16 protein-coding genes and 1 tRNA gene are annotated in these 20,634 nt (G+C 59.1%); 6 read left to right on the forward strand and 11 right to left on the reverse strand.

All coding sequences use genetic code 11. The features are described from left to right. Both alaS and recA read right to left on the reverse strand, forming a co-directional pair. On the reverse strand, positions 1-2,673 hold the full coding sequence (gene alaS, locus GOX45_RS06365; RefSeq protein ID WP_171099098.1) for an alanine--tRNA ligase: 2,673 nt from the start codon (positions 2,671-2,673) through the stop codon (positions 1-3). A 178-nt stretch (positions 2,674-2,851) separates the two neighbouring features. Continuing rightward, positions 2,852-3,919 (reverse strand): recombinase RecA, encoded by a 1,068-nt coding sequence (gene recA / locus GOX45_RS06370; RefSeq protein WP_171099099.1) that lies wholly within the window; start codon positions 3,917-3,919, stop codon positions 2,852-2,854. Between the two features lie 351 nt (positions 3,920-4,270). On the opposite strand from recA, the gene GOX45_RS06375 reads away from it, so the two are divergent. Continuing rightward, complete coding sequence (locus GOX45_RS06375; protein WP_371808955.1) at positions 4,271-4,831, forward strand: gamma-glutamyl kinase; 561 nt, start codon at positions 4,271-4,273, stop codon at positions 4,829-4,831. On the opposite strand, the gene GOX45_RS06380 is transcribed toward GOX45_RS06375, so the two are convergent. The 3 genes from GOX45_RS06380 to guaB form a co-directional block, all read right to left on the reverse strand. Further along, positions 4,828-7,119 carry an ATP-binding protein gene (locus GOX45_RS06380; protein ID WP_171099104.1) on the reverse strand — a complete coding sequence of 764 codons (2,292 nt, stop codon included), beginning with the start codon at positions 7,117-7,119 and terminating at the stop codon, positions 4,828-4,830. The genes GOX45_RS06375 and GOX45_RS06380 overlap by 4 nt on opposite strands. A gap of 103 nt (positions 7,120-7,222) precedes the next feature. Further along, positions 7,223-8,386, reverse strand: a complete 1,164-nt coding sequence (locus tag GOX45_RS06385) for an RsmB/NOP family class I SAM-dependent RNA methyltransferase (protein WP_171099106.1) — start codon at positions 8,384-8,386, stop codon at positions 7,223-7,225. Positions 8,387-8,408: 22 nt separating this feature from the next. Further along, positions 8,409-9,857, reverse strand: coding sequence for an IMP dehydrogenase (guaB, locus tag GOX45_RS06390; RefSeq protein WP_171099108.1), 1,449 nt, complete (start codon positions 9,855-9,857; stop codon positions 8,409-8,411). A 216-nt stretch (positions 9,858-10,073) separates the two neighbouring features. Between guaB and GOX45_RS06395 the strand changes: the two genes are divergently transcribed. Beyond that, positions 10,074-12,119: an ASKHA domain-containing protein gene (locus GOX45_RS06395; RefSeq protein ID WP_171099109.1), complete on the forward strand. Its 2,046-nt coding sequence runs from the start codon at positions 10,074-10,076 to the stop codon at positions 12,117-12,119. A 24-nt stretch (positions 12,120-12,143) separates the two neighbouring features. Then, entirely contained in the window at positions 12,144-13,001 is an 858-nt protein-coding gene (locus GOX45_RS06400) for a class I SAM-dependent methyltransferase (RefSeq protein ID WP_171099112.1), read from the forward strand. An 8-nt stretch (positions 13,002-13,009) separates the two neighbouring features. Here the strand turns inward: GOX45_RS06400 and GOX45_RS06405 are convergent. Next, positions 13,010-13,083 (reverse strand) — tRNA-Gly (locus GOX45_RS06405). Between the two features lie 80 nt (positions 13,084-13,163). After that, positions 13,164-13,535 carry a VOC family protein gene (locus GOX45_RS06410; RefSeq protein ID WP_171099113.1) on the reverse strand — a complete coding sequence of 124 codons (372 nt, stop codon included), beginning with the start codon at positions 13,533-13,535 and terminating at the stop codon, positions 13,164-13,166. Positions 13,536-13,574: 39 nt separating this feature from the next. Between GOX45_RS06410 and GOX45_RS06415 the strand changes: the two genes are divergently transcribed. Next, positions 13,575-14,111 carry a winged helix-turn-helix transcriptional regulator gene (locus GOX45_RS06415; RefSeq protein WP_171099115.1) on the forward strand — a complete coding sequence of 179 codons (537 nt, stop codon included), beginning with the start codon at positions 13,575-13,577 and terminating at the stop codon, positions 14,109-14,111. A 56-nt stretch (positions 14,112-14,167) separates the two neighbouring features. Here the strand turns inward: GOX45_RS06415 and GOX45_RS06420 are convergent, their stop codons facing one another. From GOX45_RS06420 to GOX45_RS06435, 4 genes are all read right to left on the reverse strand, one after another. Then, positions 14,168-15,229 (reverse strand): methyltetrahydrofolate cobalamin methyltransferase, encoded by a 1,062-nt coding sequence (locus GOX45_RS06420; protein WP_171099117.1) that lies wholly within the window; start codon positions 15,227-15,229, stop codon positions 14,168-14,170. Positions 15,230-15,238: 9 nt separating this feature from the next. Then, positions 15,239-16,165 carry a methylenetetrahydrofolate reductase gene (locus GOX45_RS06425; RefSeq protein WP_171099274.1) on the reverse strand — a complete coding sequence of 309 codons (927 nt, stop codon included), beginning with the start codon at positions 16,163-16,165 and terminating at the stop codon, positions 15,239-15,241. A gap of 26 nt (positions 16,166-16,191) precedes the next feature. Next, entirely contained in the window at positions 16,192-16,488 is a 297-nt protein-coding gene (locus GOX45_RS06430; protein WP_171099120.1) for a virulence factor, read from the reverse strand. Positions 16,489-16,736: 248 nt separating this feature from the next. Then, entirely contained in the window at positions 16,737-18,623 is a 1,887-nt protein-coding gene (locus tag GOX45_RS06435; RefSeq protein WP_171099122.1) for a PhoX family phosphatase, read from the reverse strand. 180 nt (positions 18,624-18,803) lie between these two features. Between GOX45_RS06435 and GOX45_RS06440 the strand changes: the two genes are divergently transcribed. Continuing rightward, complete coding sequence (locus GOX45_RS06440) at positions 18,804-19,916, forward strand: Ppx/GppA phosphatase family protein (protein WP_171099123.1); 1,113 nt, start codon at positions 18,804-18,806, stop codon at positions 19,914-19,916. Further along, positions 19,916-20,632 (forward strand): RlmE family RNA methyltransferase, encoded by a 717-nt coding sequence (locus GOX45_RS06445; RefSeq protein WP_171099125.1) that lies wholly within the window; start codon positions 19,916-19,918, stop codon positions 20,630-20,632. The genes GOX45_RS06440 and GOX45_RS06445 overlap by 1 nt, the downstream gene beginning before the upstream one ends. Positions 20,633-20,634: the final 2 nt, after the last annotated feature.

Here is a 20,634-nt window from a genome sequence, read left to right on the forward strand (position 1 = left end):
TTACCCTCCCAATACCTGTTCTGCGGCCTTGATCGCGGCTTCGGCGTTCGACGCATCCTTGCCACCGCCTTGGGCCATGTCCGGGCGACCACCGCCACCCTTGCCGCCCAGCTCGATCACTGCGGCCTTGACCAAATCAACAGCGGAAATCTTGTCGGTCAGGTCTGGCGTCACACCGGCAGCGACAGCAGCTTTGACGCCTGTATCTGCAATCAAGAGAACCGCACCCGATTTCAGCCGCGCTTTGTGTTCGTCGATCAGCGACGGCAGGTCCTTGCCAGACACACCTGTGAGCGCCTGCGCCAGAAAGGCCACCCCGTTGATGTCGCGCGCCTCGGCACCACCACCCTGCCCGGCCCCTCCGGCCATGGCCAGATCACGGCGCAGTTGGGCCACTTCGTTCTGCAAGGCCTTGCGCTCGTCCAGCAGCGCTTTGACACGCGGCACCACATCATCCGGCTGCGCTTTCAGCTCCAACGCGACCTGCGCCAGCCGGTGATCCTGCGCCGAGAGATAGCGGAAGGCCTCATCGCCGGTCAGCGCCTCAATCCGGCGCACACCTGCACTGCTAGCACTGTCGCCCAGAACCACAAAGGTGCCGATGTCACCTGTCTGGCGCACATGGGTGCCACCACAGAGTTCAATCGACCAGGTTTCGCCATCTTGCCCTTTGCCGGTCGGCGCCTTGCCCATCGAAACAACGCGGACTTCATCACCATATTTCTCGCCAAACAGCGCCTGAGCGCCCAGGGCTCGCGCATCATCAGGCGTCATGATCCTTGTTTCCACAGCCGAGTTTTGCCGAATGAAATCATTGACTTCACGCTCGACCTTCTGGATCTCTTCCAGGCTCAGTGCCTTGGAATGGCTAAAGTCGAACCGCAGCCGGTCCGCGGCGTTCAACGAGCCGCGTTGCGCCACGTGATCCCCCAGTGCCTCGCGCAGTGCTTCGTGCAGCAGGTGCGTGGCCGAGTGGTTGGCCCGGATGGAAGACCGGCGGGCATGATCAACCTCCAACGCGATCCCGTCGCCTTTGGACAGCGTGCCGGATTCGACGGTGACCTTATGGCCATAGACCTTGCCATCGGCAAATTTTCTGGTGTCCGTCACCCGGCACACGTGCTCGCGATCTTCCAGACGGCGCAGCTCACCAGTGTCACCAATCTGACCACCAGCCTCGCCATAGAATGGGGTCTGATTAACCACGACCCAGGCCTCTTGGCCTACGCTGATACTGTCCGCCTGTGCGCCATCGACGATCAAGGCCGCCACCTGCGCCTCGGCGTTTTCGGTGTCGTAGCCCAGGAAATCGGTGGCCCCGGCATAGTCGAGCACATCAAACCAAACGGCCTGATCCGCAGCCTCGCCAGACCCGGCCCAGGCCGCGCGAGCCTTGGCCTTTTGTTCCGCCATAGCCGCATCAAACCCATCTGTGTCGACCTCACGGCCTTTTTCACGCAGCGCATCCTGGGTCAGGTCCAGCGGGAAGCCGTATGTGTCATAGAGTTTGAACGCCGCCTCACCCGACAAGGGTGCACCTTCAGCCAGGCCCGAAACTTCGTCATCCAGCAGTTTGAGCCCGCGATCCAGCGTTTGCTTGAATCGGGTTTCCTCCAAAAGCAGCGTTTCTTCGATCAACGGCTGCGCCTGAGACAGCTCGGTATAGTGTCCTCCCATAAGCTGAACCAGGGTCGGCACAAGTCGGTGCATGACCGGGTCTTTGGCCCCCAGCAGGTGTGCGTGGCGCATAGCGCGGCGCATGATGCGGCGCAGAACATAACCGCGCCCGTCATTGCTTGGCATCACCCCATCGGCAATCAGAAACGAGGTCGAGCGCAAATGGTCTGCGATCACCCGATGATGCACGTTCTGGTCGCCGTAAGGATCAACACCGGTCGCCTCGGCCGAGGCCTCGATCAGGGTTTTGAACAGGTCCGTATCGTAATTGTCGTGGCTGCCCTGAAGCAACGCACCAATCCGCTCCAGCCCCATCCCGGTGTCAATCGACTGCATGTCAAGCTCGACCATCGAGCCGTCCTCGAACTGTTCGTTCTGCATGAAAACGACGTTCCAGATCTCGATAAACCGGTCGCCATCTTCTTCGGGTGAACCCGGAGGGCCGCCCCAGATATGGTCGCCGTGATCGTAGAAAATCTCGGTGCAGGGACCGCAGGGGCCGGTCGGGCCCATCTGCCAGAAGTTGTCGCTGGTTGCGATGCGGATGATCCGGTCTTCGGGCACGCCGACCTTCTTCCAGATCTCAAACGCTTCGTCATCTGTGTGGTAAACCGTGGCCAGCAGGCGGCTTTTGTCGATTCCGTATTCTTTGGTGATCAGGTTCCAGGCAAAGGGGATGGCCTCATGTTTGAAATAGTCGCCGAACGAGAAATTCCCCAGCATTTCAAAGAATGTATGGTGGCGTGCGGTATAGCCGACATTATCAAGGTCATTGTGCTTGCCGCCGGCACGTACACATTTCTGCGCCGTGGTCGCGCGTTTATAGTCCCGTGTCTCAAGGCCGGTGAACAGATTCTTGAACTGCACCATGCCCGAGTTGACAAACATCAGCGTCGGATCGTTGCGCGGCACCAGAGGGCTGGACGCCACGACCTCATGCCCCTGTTTTTCAAAATAATTCAAAAAGGTTGATCGGATATCGTTCAGGCTGGGCATGGGGCTCTCTCGGCGCGCAGAAATCTTGGTTTTCGCAGGTTTATCCCCCCGGTTTCAGACTGTCCACAGCCCAGATGGCCGGATACGAAACAAGGCGGCCCGTTTGGACCGCCCTGCTCCACGTATTCTCAGCACCGTCGAAGTGCCGGGGGATTTAAGCTGTTCCCGTCAGCAACCTTCACGCTTCGAGGATGTCGTCATCCTCTGCCGCGCCGGGTGGCATGTCGAAATCAAGCCCATGTGCCGCGCGGATCTTGTCCTCTATTTCGAACGCAATGGAGGAATTGTCGCGCAGATATTGCTTGGCGTTCTCACGCCCCTGCCCAATCCGCTCATCACCATAGCTGAACCACGAGCCCGATTTCTCGACCACGCCCGCCTTGACGCCCAGATCCAATAGCTCACCCATCTTCGATATGCCTTCGCCATACATGATGTCGAATTCGACCTGTTTAAAGGGTGGTGCCACCTTGTTCTTGACGACCTTTACGCGGGTCTGGTTGCCGACCACTTCATCGCGGTCCTTGATCGCACCGATGCGGCGGATATCCAGGCGGACCGAACTGTAGAATTTCAGCGCGTTGCCCCCGGTGGTGGTTTCCGGGCTGCCGAACATCACGCCGATTTTCATGCGAATCTGGTTGATAAAGATAACCATACAGTTCGAACGGCTGATCGAGCCGGTCAGCTTACGCATCGCCTGGCTCATCAACCGGGCTTGCACGCCAACACTGCTGTCGCCCATGTCACCCTCAAGCTCGGACTTCGGCGTCAGTGCCGCGACCGAGTCAACGATGACCATATTCACCGCCCCCGAGCGCACCAGAGTATCCGTGATCTCAAGCGCTTGTTCGCCGGTGTCGGGTTGCGAGATCAGCAGTTCGTCAAGATCAACACCCAACTTGCGGGCATATTGCGGATCCAGCGCATGTTCGGCGTCGACAAAGGCGCAGACACCACCGCGTTTTTGCTGCTCGGCAATGCAATGCAGGGTCAGCGTCGTTTTACCCGAACTTTCCGGGCCATAAATCTCAACAATCCGGCCCATCGGCAAACCACCGATTCCCAGCGCGATATCCAGGCCCAGCGACCCGGTTGAGCTGGCTTCGATATCCTGCTTGGCGTCCTCGCCCAGCTTCATGATCGAGCCTTTGCCGAACTGCCGTTCGATCTGGGCCAGCGCGCTGTCGAGCGCCTTTTGCTTGTCTGCGTTTTTCTTGTCGCTCATCGTCAGAAGATCCGCCATTGTCCTGTCGCCTTCCTTTTGTCACACCCATGTACGGGCGGCAATCACTGCTTTGTTCGCCTCTTGTTCCTAATAGGACCAAAAAGAGAACATTTCAATAAAAACTTACTAAGCTCACCTTTTCCCAAACCAGTTAACGAGTGGTTTATTTCTGAAATAAAAAGTCGCACATCGAAAATTCGCGATCTATCCGTATGTTTTGAAACAATTTTGCAACCCGATCCAATGCGGTGCGCGGCCCGAGATTGGCGTCTCAGGCAGATTGCGATAAGCCTGTCCGTGTCATCCATTCTCGGAATCCCCGTCAGCCACATGCTTGTTTTTTTTGAAGAACGCCTTGCCCTGCTATCCATGCCCAAAACCGGCAGCACGGCCTATATCTCGGCCCTGAAGGACCGCGCGGATCTGGTGATATCTCATCCACCCGAGCTCAAACATGCTTCGGTCCGACGGTTTGACCGGTTCTTTCAGACGATGTTTCAGAAAATGTTCGACACCGAGATGGAGATCATGGCTGTGGTGCGCGAGCCCGTAGACTGGCTGGGCAGTTGGTACAGGTATCGCAGTCGCCCGGATTTGATCGGGTCAGAGAACTCGACCCGGGATCTGAGTTTCGACGACTTCATCCAAGCCCATCTGCAAAAATCGCCCCCTGCTTTTGCCGATATCGGCCGCCAAAGCGATTTCCTCAAGCCCCGCAGCAATGGCGCAGGTGCAACCCACATTTTCAAATACGACCACCAAGAGGAAATCCGCACCTTCCTTGAAAACCGGCTGAACTGCGCGGTCGATCCGGCGCGCGAAAACGTCTCTCCGAGCCGATCGCTGGAACTTTCAGAGGCCACACGATTGCGCCTTCGGTCCGAACTTGCGGCAGAGTTCGCGCTCTATGAGGCGGCACGCTACGTCTAGTTCAGCCGTTGGAACACCGCTTCGGTCAGTTGGTTGAGCGAAAAGGGCTTCGGCAGGAAGGTGGAGTTTTCGACCTGCGGTCCCGCTTCCCCAAAGGCGCCTTCGGCATAGCCTGACATAAAGATCACCTGCACCTCGGGCCGGGTCTTCAACGCCTGGCTAACCCATGTTGGACCATCCATCCCGGGCATGACGACATCGGTGACAAACACATCAACCGACAGGTCCTTATCCTCAAGCAGGGTCAAGGCGGCTTCGGCCGAATCCGCCTCGAGCACGGTATAGCCTTTCAGCCGCAATGCGCGCGTGGCAAAGGCCCGGACTGGCGCTTCGTCTTCGACCAGTAGAACCACCCCTTCGCCTTGGCGCCCGCCTAGATCCGGCACCGTTGCCGGGCCTTTTGGCGTTTCTTCAGGCAGCGCAACGCTGACCGGCAGATAGACCGTAAACTCGCTGCCCTGCCCCACAACGCTGTCGACAAAGATGAACCCGCCGGTCTGCTTGACGATCCCGTAGACGGTCGAAAGACCCAGCCCCGTGCCCTCGCCCGTGCGTTTGGTGGTAAAGAAAGGCTCAAAGATCTTTTGCAGTTTGTCGACGGCGATCCCTGTTCCGCTGTCGATGACTTTCACCGTCACATATTCACCGACCGGCACGGTGGCTCGGTCACGCGTCAACGGTTGGTCAAGAGACAGGATCTCGGTTTCAATCCTGATCTCACCCCCCTCGGGCATCGCGTCCCCTGCGTTCACCACCAGGTTCATCAACACCTGTTCCAACTGCCGCTTATCCGCCCGTACGGGTTTGAGCACCGGATCATGGCTGAGGATCAGGCGGACTTTTTCGCCAACCAACCTGTTGAGCAGGTGGATAAGGTCGGAAATCGTATCGCGCAGATCCAGCATCTCGGGCCTTAGGGTCTGCTTGCGCGAAAAGGCCAAAAGCTGACTGACAAGAGCCGCGGCACGGTTTGCGTTTTGATTGATCTGCACCAGATCGCTGTAATTGGCATCGCTTTGGTCATGACGCAGCAGCAACAGGTCGCAATGCCCCGAAATCGCTGTCAAAAGGTTGTTAAAATCATGCGCGACACCCCCCGCCAGCTGCCCCACGGCCTGCATCTTTTGGCCTTGTACGAATTGCGCCTCGAGCGTCTTGAGCTCGGTCGCATCGTTCAGCACGGCGATCAGGCAGGGTTCACCATCACGCAGGATGCGCGACAGGGTCACTTGCACAAAAGTCTCTTTGTCCTGCCGTTTGAGACGCAGGATTTCTGTGTGCGGTGTCGTATCTTGCTCGGCAGTTTGGGCAAGCCAATCCTCAATTGGCCTGTTCAACCCTTGCATCATTTGGTCGATATTAGTGTTTCCGGGCAACAAATCTCCGATAAGGCGAGAGGCAAGCCGGTTGGCCTCAAGTATCTCACCCTGCAGCGACAGGCGCATGATCGGGACCGGTAGATCCGAAAAAGACATCACCCCAGCCTGCCCGACACCGTGTTCCAGAGGCGCCAGCAGCAATGCGCGATCCAACCCTTTTTGTCGTAGCGTGGTCACAAGGAACGCCTTGGGCCCATGAACCGTTACAAGCCGTGTGACCCCTCCCGATTGCGCAACATCCGGTGGCAATAGGTGTTCGAGCTTGGGAGGAACACCACTCAAGAGCCTTCGGGCAGGTTCATTGGCATGCAAGATGACATCGTTTCGACCGATGTTCAGAACCGGAAGCTGAATGCTGTTCCAACTCTGCTGCGCCTGCAAATCGACACGCCAGTAGACCATCCCGTCGTTGAGCCAGGTTGCTGCGACGGGGATTGCGACGCCGCGGGTTGCGATGTCTTCCGATGCATAGCCAGCTTCTTGTGCCAGAGACTGCAAGCGGACCAAAATCGCGGCTGGATTGGCGAAAATGGATCTTAAGCAGGCTGCCATATGCGAACCCTGCACGGCCTGAAACCGGCTGCTCGCGAGCGTGTTCGCCAAAAGAACATTGCCTTCGATATCCGCTACGAAACAGGCAGCATCCTGGTTTTCCAACACCTTGGCGAGCACGTCTTTTGTCTGTGCAGCAGTTCGTTTTTGCAAAGTGTCGCGGCCAAGGATCACCGCTACGACACCCAGAAACGCCAATCCGATCGCGATCAGGCCAGCGCCCCAGGCTGGTGGAGCGATCCCCATCGCCGGAGCGAGCAAAAACATGATTGAAACCAAAATCAGTGAAATGACGCGTTTGCCTGAAACACCCACAAAGCGAGGGTCTTCGGTAATAAACTCAACAGAATCTGTCATATACGGCCCTGAATAGAACGTCGCAGAATATCAACTCGATTTGGTTAACGACTGCTTAAAGGGTCAAGCCGCCAATAACCCGTTAAAGTTGTATCTCAACGGTCTATTTTCGTGTCAAGTGCGCACAAAAGAAACCATCGGTTCCGTGCGACACAGGCCACGCTTTATCAAAAATCGACGTCCAGTCCGGGCACGCTTGCAAGAAAGCATCCACGACCGCCTGGTTCTCAGCAGCCAGCACAGAACAGGTTGCGTAAGCCAGAATGCCTTTTTCCGCGACCAGAGGGATCACGTCACGCAGGATTTGCCCTTGTGTCACAGTCAGGCCGCGCAATGCGTCCTGCGTCAATGACCATTTCCCGGCGGGTGCACGGCGCCAGGATCCGCTGCCGGAACAGGGAACATCCGTCAGAACAACGTCGAACGGAGCCAATTTGGCCAGTTGCCCGTTGGAGAGTATAGGTATCTTTGCACCGGCCCGCTCCGCGCGTGCAGGCAGGTCGCGCATCCGCCCGGGATTGGCGTCATGCGCAAAGACCTCAACTTGCGGATCACGTGCAGCGATGGCCAAGGCCTTTCCGCCGCCACCCGCGCAATAGTCCAGAACGCGCAGGCCCGGCTTCAGCGGGATGGAGGCTACCACCGCTTGGCTGGCAGCATCCTGCAGTTCAACAGTACCGTTCTTGTAGGCGTGGCTTTGCGCGATTCTTCTGGCCCCTTCGGTCACCTCAAGCGCGGTGTCGCAGGCCGGGTGGGCTTGGGCTGAAATGCCCTCCTGCGCTAATTGCGTGATGGCTTCCGCACGGGTCGTCCGTTGCAGATTCACACGCAGATGCACCTGCGCGCGCGACTTTAGGGCTTGCGCCGCCGCCTCCGCCTCGTCCCCGAGGGACAGGGTGAATTCAGGCCAGAGCCAATCGGGGATGTCGAGCCGCTCAGCCTCGGACGCAAAGGCGCGCGGTGCTTCATCCTCACCAACCGGTGCCGGCGCGTGCCGGTCGCCCGAGAACAGCATGTCGATGGCAAGGCCCTGTGCACGGGCCAAGCCGATCATCAACCCTCGGCCACCCGGCGCACCACCCAATGCAGCGAAGGACCGCCTGTTCCTGATTGCATCAAACACATGATCCCGGATCGCCGCACGATCCTTGGACCCCGCAAACCGACTGCGCCGGGCCCAGCCGGTCAGCGCCTTTTCGACCGGAGCCCCTGACAGGATGTCGTCGAGAATCTCGATCGCGGCCTGCACACGGGCTGCCGGGGTCATGGCTGTCTCCGATCCTGGTCGGTTACATCACGCGGTAGTTCGGGCTTTCGCGGGTGATCTGCACGTCATGCACATGGCTTTCCTTCAGGCCCGCCCCGGTGATTTTGACGAAGTTGCAGTTCTTGCGCATTTCATCCACCGTGGCACAACCGGTATAGCCCATGGCTGCCCGCAAACCGCCGACCAGCTGGTGCACCACCGCGCTGGCCGAGCCTTTATAGGGCACCTGACCTTCGATGCCTTCGGGCACCAGCTTGTCATTGGCCGCATCTTTCTGGAAATACCGGTCGGCCGAGCCGCGCGCCATCGCACCCAAGCTGCCCATACCGCGATAGGATTTGAACGACCGGCCCTGATACAAGATCACTTCGCCCGGGCTTTCATCCGTGCCTGCAATCATCGAGCCGACCATGGCGCAGGACGCCCCAGCCGCGATGGCCTTGGCAAAATCACCCGAAAACTTGATCCCACCATCAGCAATTACCGGCACATCACCAGCCGCTGCGGCGCAATCCATGATCGCGGTCAACTGCGGAACGCCAACGCCTGCCACCATCCGCGTGGTACAGATCGAGCCCGGCCCGATCCCCACCTTGATCGCATCCGCGCCCGCGTCTATCAGCGCTTTGGTTGCTTCAGCCGTGGCCACGTTGCCCGCGATGATCTGAACCTCATTCGACAGGGTCTTGGCGCGTTTGACCGCATCCAGCACCCCTTGCGAATGGCCATGCGCCGTATCGACCACGATAATGTCGACGCCGGAATCTACCAATTGTTCGGACCGCTCGAACCCGGCATCTCCGACCGAGGTCGCCGCCGCCACGCGCAATCGGCCCAGCCGGTCCTTGCAAGCGGTCGGGTTCAACACCGCCTGTTCCGTGTCTTTGAGCGTCAGCAGACCCGTCAGCTTGCCAGACCCATCCACAACCAGAAGCTTTTCGATCCGGCGCGCGCGCATCAGGCTTTTGGCCTCTTCCAGATCTGCGGGCTCTTGCAGCATTGCCAGGTTGTCCGCGGTCATCATGGCATGGATCGGCGTGTCATCCGAAGTGGCGAAACGCATGTCGCGGTTGGTGACAATCCCGACCACCCGGCCATCGCCGTCCACAACCGGGAAACCGGTAAAGTTGTAGCGTTCCACCAAAGCCTGCGCATCTGCCAGCGTTTGATCCGCACGCAAAGTCACCGGATTGTACACGATGCCGGATTCAAAACGCTTCACCCGGCGGATCTCACGGGCCTGTTCTTCGACTGACAGGTTCTTGTGGACCACCCCGATCCCTCCGGCCTGCGCCATCGCAATGGCCATCCGCGCCTCGGTCACAGTATCCATCGCCGAGCTGAGCAAGGGGATGTTCATGGTGATCTCACGCGTGACCCGCGTGCTGGTATCCGCCGTTGCCGGCAGCACAGTGGATGCGCCCGGAACCAGGAGAACGTCGTCAAAGGTGAGTGCCTCACGAATCTGCATCTGATAACCCCATGCAAAAGCCCGTTTGACGGCGACCCTATGGCATGGATTTCAACCAAGGGAAAGCCCCGAACCCAAGTTGTTTGCCCCTGCGGGGTTCTGCCGCGCCCCAAAACGACGCCTCTTGATCAAAACCTGCCGCGGAATGGCCTTTCCCTTTGCGAATAAACCCATATCTTGCGCGGCAGATGCGCGAATACAAAAGGCAGGCCTTTCATGACCACCGATCCTCTTGTCGTTTTTACCCCCTCGGGCAAACGCGGGCACTTTCCAATCGGCACGCCGATTCTGACGGCAGCGCGCCAGTTGGGTGTCGATCTGGATTCGGTCTGCGGCGGACGCGGGATCTGTTCGAAATGTCAGATCACCCCAAGTTATGGTGAGTTTCCCAAGCATGGAGTCACCGTATCCGAGAACGCGCTGAGCGCGTGGAACGCGGTCGAGCAGCGCTATGATGACAAACGCGGGTTGAAACCCGGGCGTCGGTTGGGATGTCAGGCCACCGTACAGGGCGACGTGGTGATCGATGTGCCGCCCGAAAGCCAGGTACACCGCCAGGTCGTGCGCAAAGCCGCCGCCGCGCGCGCGATCACTATGGACCCGGCGACCCGCCTGTATTTTGTGGTGGTGGAAGAACCCGACATGCACTCTCCCACCGGCGATCTGGAACGGCTGGAACGTGCGTTGCAGCAACAATGGCAGATCGACGCCGTGACTGCCGACCTGTCGCTGATGTCCAAGCTGCAACCGGTTCTGCGAAAAGGCAAATGGGAGGTCACCGTCGCCTTGCACAAAGGGTACAAGGACAGTGTGGCCCGCATCGTCGAAATCTGGCCTGGCCTGCATGAGCAGGGCCTTTACGGTCTGGCCATCGATCTGGGCTCGACCACCATCGCCGCGCATCTGACCGATCTGGAAACCGGCGAGGTCAAGGCATCTTCGGGCCTGATGAACCCGCAGATCCGCTTTGGCGAAGACCTCATGAGCCGCGTGTCCTACGCGATGATGAACCCCGGCGGCGATCAGGAAATGACCAAAGCCGTGCGCGAGGCAATCAACGATCTGACCACCTCGATCGCCGAGGAGGCCGAGATTGACACCGCCCTGATCGTCGAGACGGTTTTTGTCTGCAACCCGGTGATGCACCACCTGTTGCTGGGGCTGGATCCGGTTGAGCTCGGCCAGGCGCCCTTTGCGCTGGCCACGTCTGAAAGCATGTCTTTGCCCGCGCGCGAGATGGGTCTGACCACGATGAACCCGCGGGCTCAGGTTTACATCCTGCCCTGTATCGCGGGCCATGTCGGCGCTGATTGTGCCGCCGTGGCCTTGTCGGAAGAACCCGGCAAATCCGACGATCTGGTGCTGATCGTCGATGTGGGCACCAATGCCGAGATTTTGCTGGGCAACACCCATCGTGTTCTGGCTTGCTCCTCGCCCACTGGGCCTGCTTTTGAGGGCGCTCAGATCAGCTCGGGCCAACGCGCCGCCCCCGGTGCCATCGAACGGATCGAGATTGATCCGGTCACCAAAGCCCCCCGCTTTCGCGTCATCGGGTCCGACAAATGGTCGGATGAAGACGGGTTCGACATCGACATTGCAACCACCGGCATTACCGGGATTTGCGGATCCGGCATTATCGAGGCTGTCGCCGAAATGCGCATCGCGGGCCTGCTGGACGAAAGCGGGCTGATCGGCTCGGCGGCACAAACCGGAACCGAACGCTGCGTGCCCGAAGGACGCACCCATGCTTATCTGATCCATGACGCCAGTGCTGAAGGCGGCCCGCGCATCACGGTGACACAGGGCGACATCCGTGCCATTCAACTGGCCAAATCCGCGCTCTATGCCGGGGCGCGGCTGCTGATGGATGAGATGGCGGTCGACAAAGTGGATCGTGTGGTGCTGGCGGGCGCGTTTGGCGCGCATATCTCGACCAAACATGCGATGGTTTTGGGCATGATCCCGGACGCACCTTTGGACAAGGTGACAAGCGCAGGCAACGCCGCTGGCACTGGTGCCCGGATTGCGCTGTGCAATATCGGCTCACGGGCTGAAATCGAGCGCGTCGTGCGTGAAATTACCAAGATCGAAACCGCAATCGAGCCAAAGTTCCAGGATCACTTTGTTGCGGCCAACGCGATCCCGCATAAATCCGACCCGTTCCCGGAACTAGCTCAGGTGGTCACCCTGCCCGCGCCATCGTTCAACACCGGAGGTGCGGATAGCGAAAAATCTGGTCGTCGGCGCCGAAGGCGGTCATAGTCCCCCTCATGCAGGAGGCGCACCATGTTGACGATGAATCTGGACCAGGAAGAATACTGGGGTAAGTCCGATCAGGGCGTTAAGTGGCTGACCTTCGAGGACCAATTGGATCAGCTTTTTGCACCGGTTCTTGATCTTGTGATAGACCGGGCCGCGCTGTTGCCGGGCCAGCGGGTGCTGGATATCGGTTGCGGGACCGGCATCAGCACGCTGGCCGCAGCAGAATGCGTCGGTCCCAAAGGTCATGTTCTGGGCGTGGACATTTCAAAGCAGTTTCTGGATCGAGCCCGTGCCCGCGCGGCGCAAAACGATCTGTCGAACACGACCTTTCAATATGCCGACGCTCAAGCGCACGATCTGTCACCTGGCGATCGCGACGTGGCGATTTCACGCTTTGGCGTCATGTTCTTCGAAGATCCGGTCGCAGCGTTCGCCAACATGGCGCGGGCGTTAAAGCCCGGGGGCCGCATCGTCTTTGCGGCCTGGGGAGACTTGTCGCAAAACCCCTGGTTCAAAATCCCCCATGTTGCGGCCGTCAAGCGCATGGGCCAGCCCCCCAAAATGGACCGAAACGCCCCCGGCCCTCTGGCCTTTCACGCCCGTGATCGCGTGGCGGGTTTGATGACGCAGGCCGGGCTGTCCGAGGTCTCGGTCGACGCCGTCCCCCTGAAACTCACAGGCCCCGACACCGCAATCGACGCAGCCGCCCTCAGCGCCCGGATCGGGCCCTCTGCTCGCACCATCGCGCATTTTGATGGCACCGAAGAGGACGAAATCGCCGTGCGTGACGCAGTTGCACATGAATTTGCACCGTTCGAGACGTCTCAGGGCACGCGCATCCCGGCGCTGATCAACATCTTGCAGGCGCGACGCCCTTCCTGAGGAGGTTCTGGAGCGGGTAGCGGGAATTGAACCCGCACGTTCAGCTTGGGAAGCTGACAGGCTACCATTACATCATACCCGCCGCGAAAGACTGAATAGCACCGGCCAGAACCTAGGTTCAATCTCAAATTGCGGTTCGGCGTGGTATTAATCGCGCGGCATTCACTTGGTCAGATCTTGCGCCAGCATCAAGGCGTTGTTGTCGGGATCGTAGAAGGTTGCGGTGCTGACCATACCTTCGATCGTGTCGGTTGGACCATCAAACCGAACGCCTGCGTCTTCAAGCGCAGCTCGCGCCTGAACGATGTTCGAAACACCAAAGACAGGGACGCAATTGCCCGGCACGGGCTCGGCCTGCTCACCCAAACCCAAGGTCACGCCTTTGGTTTTGGTTTGCACCTCGCTCCAGCCCGCCTCATCGATGTGATACAGCAGCTCAAAGCCGAGATTTTCCAAATACCACGCAGCGCTTGCATGCCGATCGCGGACAGAAAGCGCCAAAGTGAGGGTGTTGTCGAGAGAAACGCGGGCCATGTGCTTTACCTATGTCTGTAATTAAAGTAACTATACTTTATGGACATTACGACACTTGTCAACCTGACATCTCGGGCCTGGTGCCTGAGTATCTTGGCGGCCCTGAACGCGGGCACGCCCGGGCGTCAGGCACCTTTGCTGGCGGCGACACAGGCCAGTCGAACGTCATTTCGGGCAAGTCTGGACCATTTGATTGACATTGGCCTTCTGGAACGAAATCCGGGCCATGGTCACCCCTTGCGGCCCGAGTTTCGGCTAACACCCGCCGGCGCCGAGGCCGCGCAAATGGCCAGAAAGATCATCAAGGCAGTTCCGAATGCAGATGAATTTGCCCTTCTTCGCAAAAGTTGGAGCGTTCCAGTGCTGGCCCTGACCCAAACCCCGCAACGGTTTTCGATCATGAAAACCAAGTTGCACAGGGTCACGGATCGCGCGCTGTCAGCATCGCTGCTTCAACTGGAGGAAGGTGAATTAATCCAAAGGGATATCAACCTGTCTGAACGCAGGCCTTACCCGACCTATTGCGCGATCAATGCCGGGCGTGAGGTCGGTCATGCGGTTGGGTTGAACTTTTAGTAACAAACGAAAAAGGCCAGGCAAATGCCCGGCCTCTTGTGTTTCGTTTGTCTGGCTTACGCCCGGCGGCGACGTCCGCCTCCGCGACGCCCGCGCCCTTCGCCTTCGGCTCCGGGTGCATCAGCGGGTTTGTTGGCGCGAATCCACTCGCCCCCATGCGGGTCATTGTTGGTCAGCAGGTTGGCGGCGCGGATGGCCTCCATCTCTTTGCCCGAGCGCGGCTTGGTCGAGCCCAGACCAAACATCTGAACAAAACTCTCATCGTCCATTCCGTCCGGCAAAATGATCCCAGCAGCGGCGACGGCCTCTTTCTTTTCGGCAATCTTCTTCTGCGTCACCGGCAGCGCGACCGGGTTCATGATGGCAGAGGTCATGCCAGCCCCCATCGCCATGGGCAGAAACGCGTTGTTGATGCCATGGCGGTTGGGCAGACCGAATGAGATGTTCGACGCGCCGCAGGTGGTGTTCACACCCAATTCTTCGCGCAGACGACGGACCAGAGCAAAGACCTGCAGTCCAGCCGTTGCCATCGCGCCAATGGGCATCACCAGCGGATCGACCACGATGTCATGGGCTGGAATACCGAAATCGGCGGCGCGTTCGACGATTTTCTTGGCCACGTCGAAGCGTACATTGGGGTCCTCAGAAATCCCCGTGTCATCATTCGAAATCGCGACAACCGGCACGTTGTATTTCTTGACCAGTGGCAGAACCAGTTCCAGGCGTTCTTCCTCACCCGTGACCGAGTTCAGCAACGGGCGGCCTTCGGCGGCTTCAAGACCGGCCTCCAGCGCGCCGGGCACCGAACTGTCAATGCATAAAGGCACGTCCACAAGCCCCTGAACCAGCTCGACAATCTGACGCATCAACGGCGGCTCGGTCTCGTTCGGGTTGGGGTTCGAGTTATAGACAACGCCCGCATTGATATCGAGAACAGTCGCGCCCGCGGCCACCTGCGCCAACGCGTCTTTTTCGACAGTCGAGAAATCTCCGGCTTCCAGCTCAGCGGCAAGTTTTTTGCGGCCCGTTGGATTGATCCGCTCACCGATCACGCAGAACGGCTCATCAAAGCCAAGAACGGCAGTTTTTGTTTTTGATTCTACGACTGTACGAGTCATTTCCGTTCCTTAAGCATTTGCAGGCTGAGCCGAGGCGCCGCCGTTATTGATCGCCCAGTTGGCGTTGGTCTTGATCCCACCCAGCGGGAAGAAGTGCACGTTTGTGATGTTGAAATCTGGGTTGGCAGCTTTGTGGTTGGCCAATTCAGTCAGGACATCGGTTGGCTCATAGGGCAGCAGCAGTTTCGAGACATCCATCGCGCGTTTCTGCAGCACCTTCAGCGAGGGGCCGACACCGCATGCGATGGCGAACTTGATCAGGGTCTGCAATTTCGCAGGCCCCGCGATACCGATATGGATCGGAATATCGATGCCCGCCTCTTTCAAACTGTCGGCCCAGGCTATGATCGGCTTGGCATCAAACGCGAATTGCGTGGCAAGGGCCATTTCGGCGTCTGTGGTCACGCTGAATTTCTGCTTCCAGCGCAGCGCTTCGTCGACATTCTTGGTCGAGCCGTCCGGGTCGATATCCTTATTGCCTTCGGGGTGGCCTGCCACATGCAGGCGTTTGAATCCTGCCTTGTCGAACAAGCCGGTTTCCAGCAACTGCATCGAGCTGTCGAAGGCGCCATGCGGGGTGGCAACACCGCCCGCCAGCAGCAGCGCTTGCTCGACACCTGCCTCGCCTTGATACATGGCGATCCAGTTTTCCAGCGTAGCGGCATCCTTGATGATCCGCGCCGGGAAATGCGGCATCACCGGATAGCCTTCAGCCGCAAGGCGCCTGGCGGTCTTGACCATGTCTTCAATCGGCGTGCCTTCGATATGGGCGATATAGACGCGCGTACCCTGAGGCAGCAGCGCGCGGAAATCTTCGACCTTTTCGGCAGTACGCGGCATCACTTCGATCGAATAGCCCCGCAAAAAGGCTTCGACGGTGGGATTGACCGGGCCGGTTTCGACCGCGTCACGTTTCTTGAAGTTCAGCAAAGCCATTGCGGCCTCCCATAGCTGTCTGGGGCTCATGCCCAACCGTCATTGGCGATCAGAGCCTTGATGCGTTCCTGATCATACTCGGTCTCAAGACGCAGGGCCTGGGCTTCGGCGATGTCCGAGGGATCACCCTCGACCGCGAAAGGTTCGGCTTTGCGCCATTCGGCCAGATAGGCATCACTGTCCTTGGCATTCACCTTCATGGCGGCACGGTCGATGGCTTGTTCGAACCGCTCTTCCAACTGCCGCTTGGCCCCGCGACGGCCTTTGCCGACGATGACCTGAGCGGGAATGTCGCGCCAGTATACGATGGTGACGTCAGGCATTACTGTGATTCCTCCTAACCCGATAGGCCGGTTCTAAACTTCAATATGGGCGCGGGTCGGTCGAATTTCGACACACGGCGCTTTCACAGCGACGTTTTCACCCCGCACCGGGATACAGGGCTTTTAACGAGTTCCGGCGCAGAAACGCATATCAAAATTCTCAACGTCTCTATGAGGACGCTGCATAAACACGAAAAACCCCGGACGAAGCGTTCCGTCCGGGGCATGATTTCGATAGTGATCAGGCGTTAGCCGACCAGGCCACCATCTTCGCGTGTGACCGCAATGATGGCCGAACGCGGAACGGCATTGCCGCCTTCGGGCCAATGGCTGTTGCCATCTTCGCCGGGGTGCTGAATGCCCACAAACATCGTGCGGCGATCCGGCGACCAGCTGAGGCCGGTGATCTCACACTCGTTCGGGCCCACGAGGAAGCGGCGGATCTCACCGGTGACCGGGTCGCCTGCCAGCATCTGGTTGTTGCCCTGACCGGCAAAGTCTCCTTCGTTGCCATAGTTGCCATCGGTCTGGATCCACAGCAGGCCATTGCTGTCAAACTTCAGACCATCGGGCGAGTTGAACATGTTGTCCGCGCTCACATTGTCCGAACCGGCATAGGCGTCGCTGTGTACGGTCGGGTTGCCCGCCAACACATAGAGATCCCAGCCAAAGCCCGGTGCGGTGTGATCGCCGTCAGCAGGACGCCAGCGCACGATCTGGCCATAGTTGTTGGCCTCACGCGGGTTCGGACCGTTGACCGACGTGTCGTCGCCACCGGCATTCGGCTTGACGCCACGGTTCTTGTTGTTGGTCAGGCAGCAATAGACCTCGGCCACATTCGGGTTGGCGGCAACCCATTCGGGGCGGTCCATGGTGGTGGCGCCGACTGCCGAGCCCGCCTGACGGGTGTGAATGCTGATATCCGCCTGCGACGCCATACCTGTGGTCTCGGGCGTCAGCTCCAGCCATTCACCTGTGCCGTCGTCATTGAACTTGGCCACAGACAAGGTGCCGTTTTCCAGCAGCGCGTTGGTGTCAACGCCGGCGGCATAAACACCGTCCGAGACAAAGCGATACAGGAACTCGCCGCGCTCATCGTCACCCATATAGACAACAACGCGGCCATCATTGTTCACGATCGCTTCGGCATTTTCGTGCTTGAAGCGGCCCAGAGCGGTCAGTTTGCGCGGGGTCGATGTCGGGTCGGTCGGGTCGATCTCGACCACATAGCCTGCCCGGTTCGGCTCATTGGGGTTTTTCGAGGCGTCGAAACGGTCGTCGATCTTGGCCCAGCCATAGCCCCAGTCGCTGGCCGATACGCCATAGCGCTTCAGCTCGGCACTAACCTCGTGGTTCTCGTCTTCTGCCGAGAAATAGCCGTTGAAGTTTTCTTCACAGGCCAGGTAGGTGCCCCAGGGGGTCATGCCATTGCCGCAGTTGTTCCAGGTGCCTTTCGACGTGGTCCCGGTTGGATCTGCTGCGGTTTTCATCAGGTCATGACCTGCCGCAGGGCCGGTCAGCGCCATAACGGTTTGCGGCGTGATGCGGCGGTTATAGGGGCTGTCCTTGACGATGCCCCAGCTGCCATCGGTATTGGCTAGTTCAACAACGGTGACCCCATGGGCCATCATGCCCTTGGCCACGTCATCATCTGATGCGGCTTTGGCATCGGGGTTGTTGCCCCAAATGATGTCGCGGTTGGTGTATTCGTTGTTCACCACCAGCAGGACATGGCCGTCATGGAAGAATACGTCCTGACCATCGGTGTTGTCGCCAAAGGCACGCTCCTGGCTGGCTGCGGTGCCGCGGGTCGCCGGATCAAACTCGGGCGCATCCGACCACAACGGGTCGCCCCAGCGCACCATAACCTCGGCCTTATAGCCAGCAGGTACCACCACCTCGTCAGCGGTCGACACAGGGATGGCCTCGAACGAGAAACGATCAGCAGCCGCACGCGCACCCGAAGGAAGAAGTGCACCGCCCACAGCGGTAAAGCTGCCCATGGCCAGAACACCACCCAGAAAGCCGCGACGCGACAAGGCACGTTCAACCACACGGTCAAATTCACATTCCTCAGGGCGTGGATTTACCACCTCATCATATTCGTCAAAGGTCAGAATGCGCTCATCTTTCATGGAAATCTCCGTAAATTGGCTGAAAGCTGGTGAAGAATCCCCTGCTGGGATCGGCATGGACTTCGCATTTCAATGTGAACGTCATGTGACAGTTCCGTCAGTTTGAAAATCGAATTCACTTGCGCGTCGGCAAGACCCCGCCTAGGGTCAAATCAACTCGATAATCGGAGGGCGTGACAAATGGCGCCCAAGCGTCCCAAAGGTGCGGGCGCGTTCCCGAAGGCGGTCGAAAGCCCCGCGCCGGCAAGGCCCGATCCGGATGCTCTTTATGCGGCATTGGATTTGGGTACAAATAGTTGCCGCATGCTGATTGCCCAGCCCAAGGGCAGCGGATTTCATGTGGTCGACAGCTTCTCCAAATCGGTGCAACTGGGCGCCGGTCTGGAACGTACCGGACGACTGTCACGGGCGTCCATGTCGCGCACCGTTCAGGCGCTTCGGATTTGCCAGCAAAAGCTGAAACGCAACAAAGTCAAACGGATGCGCCTGATCGCGACCGAGGCCTGCCGCCGCGCCAAGAACTCGCGCGACTTCATCCGGCAGGTCAAACGCGAAACCGGTCTGACGCTGGAGATCATCCAGCCCGAGGAAGAGGCGCGCCTGGCCGTCATCTCTTGCGCGCCGCTGGTCTCAACAAAGACCGAGCAACTGCTTGTGGTGGATATCGGCGGCGGCTCGACCGAGCTGGTGTGGATCGACATCTCCTCTGTGCCGCGCCGCGATCGCCCGGCGGCGATCATGCGGCTGCATAACGGGTTTCATACCGCCGAAAGCCCGTTTCCGGCAGCCAAGGTGGTGGATTGGATCAGCGTTCCGCTGGGTGTGGCCACCCTGCGCGACCAGTTCCATGACGTCGAGGATGACGCCGCCCGTTTTGCCCTGATGAGCTGGTTTTTCGAAGAGAACCTGGCCGATTTCGCACCCTACAAGGACGAACAGACCCGCGACGGGTTTCAGATCGTTGGCACCAGCGGCACAGTTACAACCGTTGCCGCCTCGCATTTGGGGCTTAAACGCTATGACCGCACGAAGGTTGATGGCCTGCGTATGACCAGCGATCAGATTGACAAAGTGATACGCGGCTATCTAGAACTCGGCCCTCAGGGTCGTCGCCGCGATCCCCGGATCGGGGATGACCGGCAGGCCCTGATCATGTCCGGCTCGGCCATTTTGCAGGCATTGCTCAGATGCTGGCCCACCGACCGCCTGTCAGTCGCGGACCGGGGCCTGCGCGAAGGCCTGCTTTATGCGCAGATGAGCGCGGACGGTGTATTGGAAGACGGACCGTTCTGATGGCGAAGACACCTACGGGGAAAAACAATTCGGGCCGCGGACAACGCGACCTGAAGGTCAAGGTGAAAACTGCGCGCGGGCGCAAGCTCAGCTCGACCCGCTGGCTCGAGCGGCAGTTGAACGACCCTTACGTCAAACGCGCGAATGCCGAAGGCTATCGCGGGCGCGCGGCTTTCAAGATTCTGGAACTGGACGACAAGTATCGCTTTCTGGTGCCAGGCGCGCGCGTGGTGGATTTAGGCTGCGCGCCGGGTGGCTGGTTGCAGGTTGCGGTCAAACGCGTCAACGCGCTGGGCGAGAAAAGCGGTAAGCGTATCGGCACCGTGCTGGGCGTCGATCTGCAAGAGGTCGAACCCGTAGCAGGGGCCACTGCCCATGTGCTGGATTTCATGGAGGATGACGCCGACCAGAAGGTCAAGGACTGGCTGGGCGGCAAGGCGGATGTGGTGATTTCGGACATGGCCGCAGCCTCATCCGGACACAAACAAACCGACCATTTGCGCATCATGGCGCTCTGCGAAACCGCTGCCTATTTTGCCTTTGACGTGCTGGAAGAAGGCGGCACGTTTGTGGCCAAGGTTCTGGCTGGCGGTGCCGAAGGGGACCTGCAAAAGCTGCTCAAGCAGAAATTCACCAAGGTCGCCAATGTCAAACCGCCCGCGTCGCGATCAGACAGTTCCGAAAAGTTTGTCGTGGCGACCGGGTTTCGGGGCTGACG

Origin of the sequence: Ruegeria sp. HKCCD7255, from assembly GCF_013031565.1 — a bacterium.
In the GTDB taxonomy this organism is placed as follows: domain Bacteria; phylum Pseudomonadota; class Alphaproteobacteria; order Rhodobacterales; family Rhodobacteraceae; genus Ruegeria.

Coding starts and splice junctions, on each gene's coding strand:
- alaS (WP_171099098.1), bottom strand. CDS start 2,673: ATGCCCAGCCTGAACGATATCCGATCAACCTTTTTGAATTATTTTGAA.
- recA (WP_171099099.1), bottom strand. CDS start 3,919: ATGGCGGATCTTCTGACGATGAGCGACAAGAAAAACGCAGACAAGCAA.
- GOX45_RS06375 (WP_371808955.1), top strand. CDS start 4,271: ATGCCCAAAACCGGCAGCACGGCCTATATCTCGGCCCTGAAGGACCGC.
- GOX45_RS06380 (WP_171099104.1), bottom strand. CDS start 7,119: ATGACAGATTCTGTTGAGTTTATTACCGAAGACCCTCGCTTTGTGGGT.
- GOX45_RS06385 (WP_171099106.1), bottom strand. CDS start 8,386: ATGACCCCGGCAGCCCGTGTGCAGGCCGCGATCGAGATTCTCGACGAC.
- guaB (WP_171099108.1), bottom strand. CDS start 9,857: ATGCAGATTCGTGAGGCACTCACCTTTGACGACGTTCTCCTGGTTCCG.
- GOX45_RS06395 (WP_171099109.1), top strand. CDS start 10,074: ATGACCACCGATCCTCTTGTCGTTTTTACCCCCTCGGGCAAACGCGGG.
- GOX45_RS06400 (WP_171099112.1), top strand. CDS start 12,144: ATGTTGACGATGAATCTGGACCAGGAAGAATACTGGGGTAAGTCCGAT.
- GOX45_RS06410 (WP_171099113.1), bottom strand. CDS start 13,535: ATGGCCCGCGTTTCTCTCGACAACACCCTCACTTTGGCGCTTTCTGTC.
- GOX45_RS06415 (WP_171099115.1), top strand. CDS start 13,575: ATGGACATTACGACACTTGTCAACCTGACATCTCGGGCCTGGTGCCTG.
- GOX45_RS06420 (WP_171099117.1), bottom strand. CDS start 15,229: ATGACTCGTACAGTCGTAGAATCAAAAACAAAAACTGCCGTTCTTGGC.
- GOX45_RS06425 (WP_171099274.1), bottom strand. CDS start 16,165: ATGGCTTTGCTGAACTTCAAGAAACGTGACGCGGTCGAAACCGGCCCG.
- GOX45_RS06430 (WP_171099120.1), bottom strand. CDS start 16,488: ATGCCTGACGTCACCATCGTATACTGGCGCGACATTCCCGCTCAGGTC.
- GOX45_RS06435 (WP_171099122.1), bottom strand. CDS start 18,623: ATGAAAGATGAGCGCATTCTGACCTTTGACGAATATGATGAGGTGGTA.
- GOX45_RS06440 (WP_171099123.1), top strand. CDS start 18,804: ATGGCGCCCAAGCGTCCCAAAGGTGCGGGCGCGTTCCCGAAGGCGGTC.
- GOX45_RS06445 (WP_171099125.1), top strand. CDS start 19,916: ATGGCGAAGACACCTACGGGGAAAAACAATTCGGGCCGCGGACAACGC.